Consider the following 5,482-nt stretch of genomic DNA (forward strand, 5'->3'; position numbering starts at 1 on the left):
CATAAGGAGATCAATACATTCTACAAATCTCATAGAAAGAATGAACAAGGAGATAAGAAGAAGGATCAAGATCATTGATTCAATGCCGTCGGAAGAGAGTGCAATGAAGATCATTTATCTGAGAGCAGCAGAGATAAATGATAAATGGTCAATGAGATCATTGAGAGGATATTATAAATGCATTGATGAGATTAAGGAAATGTTCCAAAGGAGGTATCCTTTATAAATACACAACATTTGGGACACTATGTTTATTAAGGAATAAATTATTAATAAGTTATGGAAGTAAAGGAAAGCATAGGACATTTTAAAACGTTTGATGGAAATACTTTGGATTTTTTTGAGGCAAAACCAGGTAATTACAGATCCAGTGTTATAGTTGTTTCTGAGATCTGGGGGTTGACAGAATTTATTAAATCCTTTAGCAGAAGACTGGCAAAGGAGGGATACAGGGTTATAGCACCAGATCTCTATTCAAGGCAAAATGACAAGGAGATATTTACAGAGGAAAAAATAATGGATGCTATGAGACCACTGTGGTCCCTGCCTCCTGACAAAAGAAGAGATCCAGATGCTATAAAAAAGGTAATGGATAATCTCACTGAGGATGGAAGAAAAATATTCACATTTGTAAGTGAAAAGAGAGTAGAAATGGAAAAGAGGATGCTCTCAGATCTTGAATGGCTTTATAAATCAGAGGGGAAGGAGGATAAGATAGGTATTGTAGGTTTTTGCATGGGAGGAGGCCTGGCTTTCCAGATTTCCACTGAGCTTAAATTTGATGCCTCGGCAATATTTTACGGTGCCAGCCCTAGAAATATTGAGGATATGAAGAATATTAGGGGTGCCCTCCTATGCCTTTATGCAGGGGAGGACAGTGGAATAAATGCCACAATAAAGGATGTGGCAGAAATGGTATCAAAGTACAAATTGAATTTTGAAATGAAGATGTATCCGGGTACATTTCACGCCTTTTTTAATAACACAGGTATGAGTTATAATAAGGATGCTTCTGAGGATGCATGGGAAAGGTTGTTGTTGTTTTACAGGAGGAATTTGCAATGAGCAAAAAGGAATTAAAAGAGAACGAGGAAGGGATTTTTGACGGGTGTTTTTATGTCTGGGTAGACGTGACAAAAAAATACATGAATGGCACTGATGGACGAAAATTCAACGACTACGAAAAAGTCAAGAAAGGAGATTAATCCTCCCTGTTCATAAGTTTGGAACTTATACCAGACATCAATTTTATCAAATATTCTGTTTCCGGGCTCCTCAGTTCTCCAAGAGTATCCTTCAGTTTCTGCTTTCCCGTAGGTTTGGGTATATTCTTTGCATCATTTGCAATGAATTTCAATATTTCGAATAGCATTTTGAAAAGAGAACCCCAGTCTATCTCCTTTGCATTCTTGATTAGTTCTTCTTGATTCACCTTACCCATGGAAATATCCGCAATTCCCATTATCCTGAACAGAAGAGATAATGTCCCCAAAACTTCCATAGTACTTGCATAATTTATAATCAGATCAGCCTGCTCACCCAAGGATTCAAGTGCAGCCATAACTCCGCTCTCCTGCAGTTTTTTGATGGCATCAATTGTTGGTTCAAGTTCCCTAATCTTATCCATTATATCCTGATCGCTCATCTTATCCACCCCCCATAAACAGCACCAAGAAAATACTTCTCATATATGGAATGAGCAAGCTTGAAGAGAGGACCACTGCCCAGAACACCGCAGTCTGGAAATGGAACCTTGTTATCCCTTATTTTCCCTGAAAAGTCGCAGTATGAGATCCATCCGGTTCCTCCCATGTCTGAGGCACACAATCCTACTTTGTTATATGCAAATGGCGGGTATATGCCGTCCAGGTCATTAAGTACAAAAGAGGCAACTGTGTCAGCCTGAAAGTGAGCAAACACCCCTGCCATACCTATTCCTAAAGTTGGAGCAATGGCATCTCCAAGGCCATATATATCGTCATATTTCCTTGGCCTAAATGTATCGGCGTTTGCATCTAACCAACCTCTCTGACTGAGAAGATTCTCACTGTCCTTTACAAAATCCGGCACTGAGTGAGGTGGTGCCAGAATTGCAAAATCGTAACTTTCCTCATCCCCTTTCTTCGAAACTATTCTCTTTTTCTCAGGATCAATTTTATCGAATTCAAAGTTGTAGTTTCCCTCTATATTTGCTTCCTCTGTCCATTTTGTTACAGGATCTGAAATAACTGGCCCGAACATAGCCATGGGCTTTGATGCCCAATGAACAACCTTAATTTCGATCTTATTCCTTATTCCAAGATTTCGGTACATATTGTCGAGAAGCATTGCCATTTCCCATGGTACTGGCGGACACTTGTATATTGTGCTGGTTACTCCGATAACTATCTTTCCTTCCTTAAGATTCATAAGTTTTTTTCTAAGTTCAAGTGAGTGACCAAGATCCCAGAAGTGTCCTATTGTTTCAGAATTAGGAAGTTTTTCGTTTTCTACTTTGGCGCCCGGCGATAGTATAAGTTCATCATATGCTATGTCTCCCTTATCCGTTTTGACAACTCTTTCATCTCCATTTACCGATTTTACCGTTGCCTTGATAGGTTTTATTCCTGTTTTACTGAAGTTTTCGAATGGTACACCTATCTCAGATGGTCTTTTTAGTCCTATTGATACCATTGGATATGAAGGTTGAAAATCCGTTCTTCCGATGGAATCTATAACAGTGATTTCCACCTGATCTCGATCAGTTTTTGACCTTATCTTACTCGCTACAAGGCCCCCTCCGGCCCCTGCTCCTACGATCACTACTTTTTTCATAACCATCATAAAACATATAAATCATAATTATATATATTAAACGGTTAACATTAAAAGGTAATATATTAATATGAGGAAACCAGGTATGCCATCAATCTTATATTTTTATGATCCCTCGTGTGGTGGCTGTACATTTTTGGTAGATCCATATTTATTAATGTTTTCTTTAATATTTCACCCTTTTCTTTGATAAAACCAGTCATGAATTGATCATTTACCGCATTGTGTATGATGTATACGTTCTTTCCAAGTTGGAAAATCCTTTCAAGGAAAGGCAAATCGGCATCTCGCCTCACAGCCCCAAAGGGTGGGTTGCATAGAACTGTATCATATCTTTCATTAATCTGGGATATATCGCCTATCACTATTTCCTTATTTTGGAACTTATTCAGATTCTTTTCGAGCACATATCTCTGATCAGGATCAATTTCAATGGCTTTCAAAAATTTGCATCCTAAATATAAAGATGCATAGGAAAGAATCCCGTTTCCTGCACCGGCATCAATAACTCTCTTTTCGTAAATATTCCCATCTAAATAGGCGTCCCACAATAAACTGGCTGCAATCCCAGGTTCAGTAGAATATTGCTCAAGATAATTCTTGGGGGAATTAAAGGGAAGCAGGCCGGAAAGTTGGATTTCAAGGTGCTTTCTATCAAATTTCAATCCGAGTTGTTTCCTCCACCCACAACTATATTAATCACATTTCTGGATATTCTAATGGAATCTTCCTTACTGACTCCACGCTCTATTAGGATAGCCTCGATCTTTTGCATAGCCCTCTGCTTTTTCCAAGTCCCTTCTTCGTGGGCAGCCATCACTATATAGCGAGCAATCTCTCTATCTATATTGATTCCAAATCTTTCTCTAATTTTAACCTGCCACAATGGAACAAGAACGTCAGGAATATTTCTCAAGTTGTTGCTTTCTCTTCTCTTTGCAACAATCTTATCCACCTTACGTCTGCTACTTATTGGCATGTGTCCTTATTTTATCAATAGTTATAAAGTTAACTATATACCATAATTATATAAAAAAATGAGTCATCGAGCTTTTATGTTGTTTCATGTATAAAGCTGTTATATTACCTCACCTGAAATATATGGAAGTCCTAAGATGTTCATTATTTCTGAATCCATACCCAATCTTTTATATTCGGGCTATCTTTGAATTGATCCCTTCTGACATTGCATTTGTGATCCTGTGACTAAGATAGTTCATTATTTTTTCCAGTTTTAGTTTCATCATCCATGGATGCTGCATTCCACAACTCACCTATATTTCCTTCATGGAACATGCCTTTCCCGTCAGGATATCTGATCTATTCAGTTCCTAATATCTTTCTCGGTATTTCTCTGTCAGATTCCATGATGAGTGGAGCCATATTTATCCGATTCCCTTGATATCATCCATTCCTTTCTCCAGAAACATGCAAATCTCTATCTTGCAGTTGGAATCAACTGCCATATTCACATGCTTCATGACATGGAATCTGTCAAAGACGATCTTCCCTCCTGCATCAGGAACATGTTCCAGTGTGGATGAAATGAATGTATCCCATATGTCCATTGAGACCGTAGAAATGGAGGAAAGCTGTTCTTTTGAAAGAGTGTTGTAATATTGATCCAGTGATTTCTTCTTCCTGTCGTATGAAATGTATTCCACACCATTGTTCATCATGTCATAGACAAGTGTCATATATTTATGGCCTTTTTTATGATTTCTCGTCAATGTTAATGATGGATGGGTTGCCGCTCTTCCTTTCTATTCTTCTATTCACTGTCAGCACAAGGATTTTCCATGCCTGTGATAACTTCATTATGTCAGTGAAATTGTGCGTGTGTCAATATTCTGAAGCATTTTAATGGACCGGGTTTCGAATCTCAATGTAAATGTGGATCTCTTCTCTGTCCATGGGATCACCGCCTCTACGATGCTATGTTCATTGCATTATATCCTTGGTGGAGATGCATTAACAAATGTCATGAATTCAATGCTGTCAAGAGCCCTCCACACTCTCTCCTTTAATTGATCATAAACCATTCATTCTTTCCTGCATATTCTACAAAGAAGTTATGAGCCCTTCACATATGTTATGTATATATCAACGGTCTTCTTCACAAAATGAGGGAAACACTCTCAATCTTCCAGTATGATTTAAGTTCCAGCAATGTCGAATAGATCTGGCATTCGTCCGTTTAAGAATATATAAAAGCATTAGTTGAAATTAACCATATAAAAGTCGGAAGAACCATAATATATATATACAATGCCATATACATATGATTATGACACCTGTAAAGGGTATGAATAAGGAAAGAAAGAAGTTCATATTCCCAATCCTTGCTGCCGCGATAGTTATTGCTTCATCATTTTTCATAATTTATCACTATGATATATCAGATCATCATGCAACAGAAGGATTGCCCGTTCAAATAAGAGTCATCCTTAAAGATATCCCACATTTCGATTCAACCTATACAACATATCCTGATTCAGGATTCACATACAATCTTTCAAACGCAAGCCTCACCCTGCTTGCCTTTGATCCCGAGTGGATCACAACTGGAGGAAACTTCGGAAGTAAGAATATAACGTACAATCTTTCAGATAATCCTTACGTAGTGGATGTTTTCAACGGGAGATCGGATAGCTATGGAATGATAACA

The 5,482-nt window shown here is 38.0% G+C and carries 10 protein-coding genes; 4 read left to right on the plus strand and 6 right to left on the minus strand.

Going from position 1 to position 5,482, the window contains the following annotated elements; genetic code table 11:
* From ACNF42_RS08330 to ACNF42_RS08340, 3 genes are all read left to right on the plus strand, one after another.
* On the plus strand, positions 1 to 226 hold a 226-nt coding region (locus ACNF42_RS08330; RefSeq protein WP_443339446.1), incomplete at its 5' end, for a transposase.
* 53 nt (positions 227 to 279) lie between these two features.
* Entirely contained in the window at positions 280 to 1,065 is a 786-nt protein-coding gene (locus tag ACNF42_RS08335) for a dienelactone hydrolase family protein (protein ID WP_443340306.1), read from the plus strand.
* Positions 1,062 to 1,205, plus strand: coding sequence for a hypothetical protein (locus ACNF42_RS08340; protein WP_443340307.1), 144 nt, complete (start codon positions 1,062 to 1,064; stop codon positions 1,203 to 1,205). Before ACNF42_RS08335 ends, ACNF42_RS08340 begins: the two co-directional genes overlap by 4 nt.
* Here ACNF42_RS08340 and ACNF42_RS08345 read toward each other — a convergent pair.
* From ACNF42_RS08345 to ACNF42_RS08370, 6 genes are all read right to left on the minus strand, one after another.
* Positions 1,202 to 1,645 carry a hypothetical protein gene (locus tag ACNF42_RS08345; RefSeq protein ID WP_443340308.1) on the minus strand — a complete coding sequence of 148 codons (444 nt, stop codon included), beginning with the start codon at positions 1,643 to 1,645 and terminating at the stop codon, positions 1,202 to 1,204. The two genes, ACNF42_RS08340 and ACNF42_RS08345, sit on opposite strands and share 4 nt — an antisense overlap.
* Positions 1,642 to 2,814 carry an NAD(P)/FAD-dependent oxidoreductase gene (locus ACNF42_RS08350; protein ID WP_443340309.1) on the minus strand — a complete coding sequence of 391 codons (1,173 nt, stop codon included), beginning with the start codon at positions 2,812 to 2,814 and terminating at the stop codon, positions 1,642 to 1,644. Before ACNF42_RS08350 ends, ACNF42_RS08345 begins: the two co-directional genes overlap by 4 nt.
* A gap of 65 nt (positions 2,815 to 2,879) precedes the next feature.
* A complete protein-coding gene (locus ACNF42_RS08355) occupies positions 2,880 to 3,479 on the minus strand; it encodes an METTL5 family protein (protein WP_443340310.1) in 600 nt (199 codons plus the stop codon).
* Positions 3,476 to 3,793, minus strand: a complete 318-nt coding sequence (locus tag ACNF42_RS08360; RefSeq protein WP_443340311.1) for a hypothetical protein — start codon at positions 3,791 to 3,793, stop codon at positions 3,476 to 3,478. The genes ACNF42_RS08355 and ACNF42_RS08360 overlap by 4 nt, the downstream gene beginning before the upstream one ends.
* Before the next feature lie 169 nt (positions 3,794 to 3,962).
* The gene (locus ACNF42_RS08365; RefSeq protein WP_443340315.1) at positions 3,963 to 4,076 is read right to left on the minus strand and encodes a transposase; all 114 of its coding nucleotides are present in this window, start codon (positions 4,074 to 4,076) and stop codon (positions 3,963 to 3,965) included.
* A gap of 123 nt (positions 4,077 to 4,199) precedes the next feature.
* A complete protein-coding gene (locus ACNF42_RS08370) occupies positions 4,200 to 4,544 on the minus strand; it encodes a transposase (protein WP_443340312.1) in 345 nt (114 codons plus the stop codon).
* Positions 4,545 to 5,101: 557 nt separating this feature from the next.
* Here ACNF42_RS08370 and ACNF42_RS08375 point away from each other — a divergent pair.
* Positions 5,102 to 5,482: hypothetical protein (locus tag ACNF42_RS08375; protein WP_443340313.1), on the plus strand; the 381-nt coding region annotated here is incomplete at its 3' end.

The sequence above is a fragment of the Cuniculiplasma thermophilum genome (assembly GCF_052315355.1).
Lineage (GTDB): Archaea > Thermoplasmatota > Thermoplasmata > Thermoplasmatales > Thermoplasmataceae > Cuniculiplasma.

Coding starts and splice junctions, on each gene's coding strand:
- ACNF42_RS08345 (WP_443340308.1), bottom strand. CDS start 1,645: ATGAGCGATCAGGATATAATGGATAAGATTAGGGAACTTGAACCAACA.
- ACNF42_RS08365 (WP_443340315.1), bottom strand. CDS start 4,076: ATGCAGCATCCATGGATGATGAAACTAAAACTGGAAAAAATAATGAAC.
- ACNF42_RS08350 (WP_443340309.1), bottom strand. CDS start 2,814: ATGAAAAAAGTAGTGATCGTAGGAGCAGGGGCCGGAGGGGGCCTTGTA.
- ACNF42_RS08335 (WP_443340306.1), top strand. CDS start 280: ATGGAAGTAAAGGAAAGCATAGGACATTTTAAAACGTTTGATGGAAAT.
- ACNF42_RS08360 (WP_443340311.1), bottom strand. CDS start 3,793: ATGCCAATAAGTAGCAGACGTAAGGTGGATAAGATTGTTGCAAAGAGA.
- ACNF42_RS08340 (WP_443340307.1), top strand. CDS start 1,062: ATGAGCAAAAAGGAATTAAAAGAGAACGAGGAAGGGATTTTTGACGGG.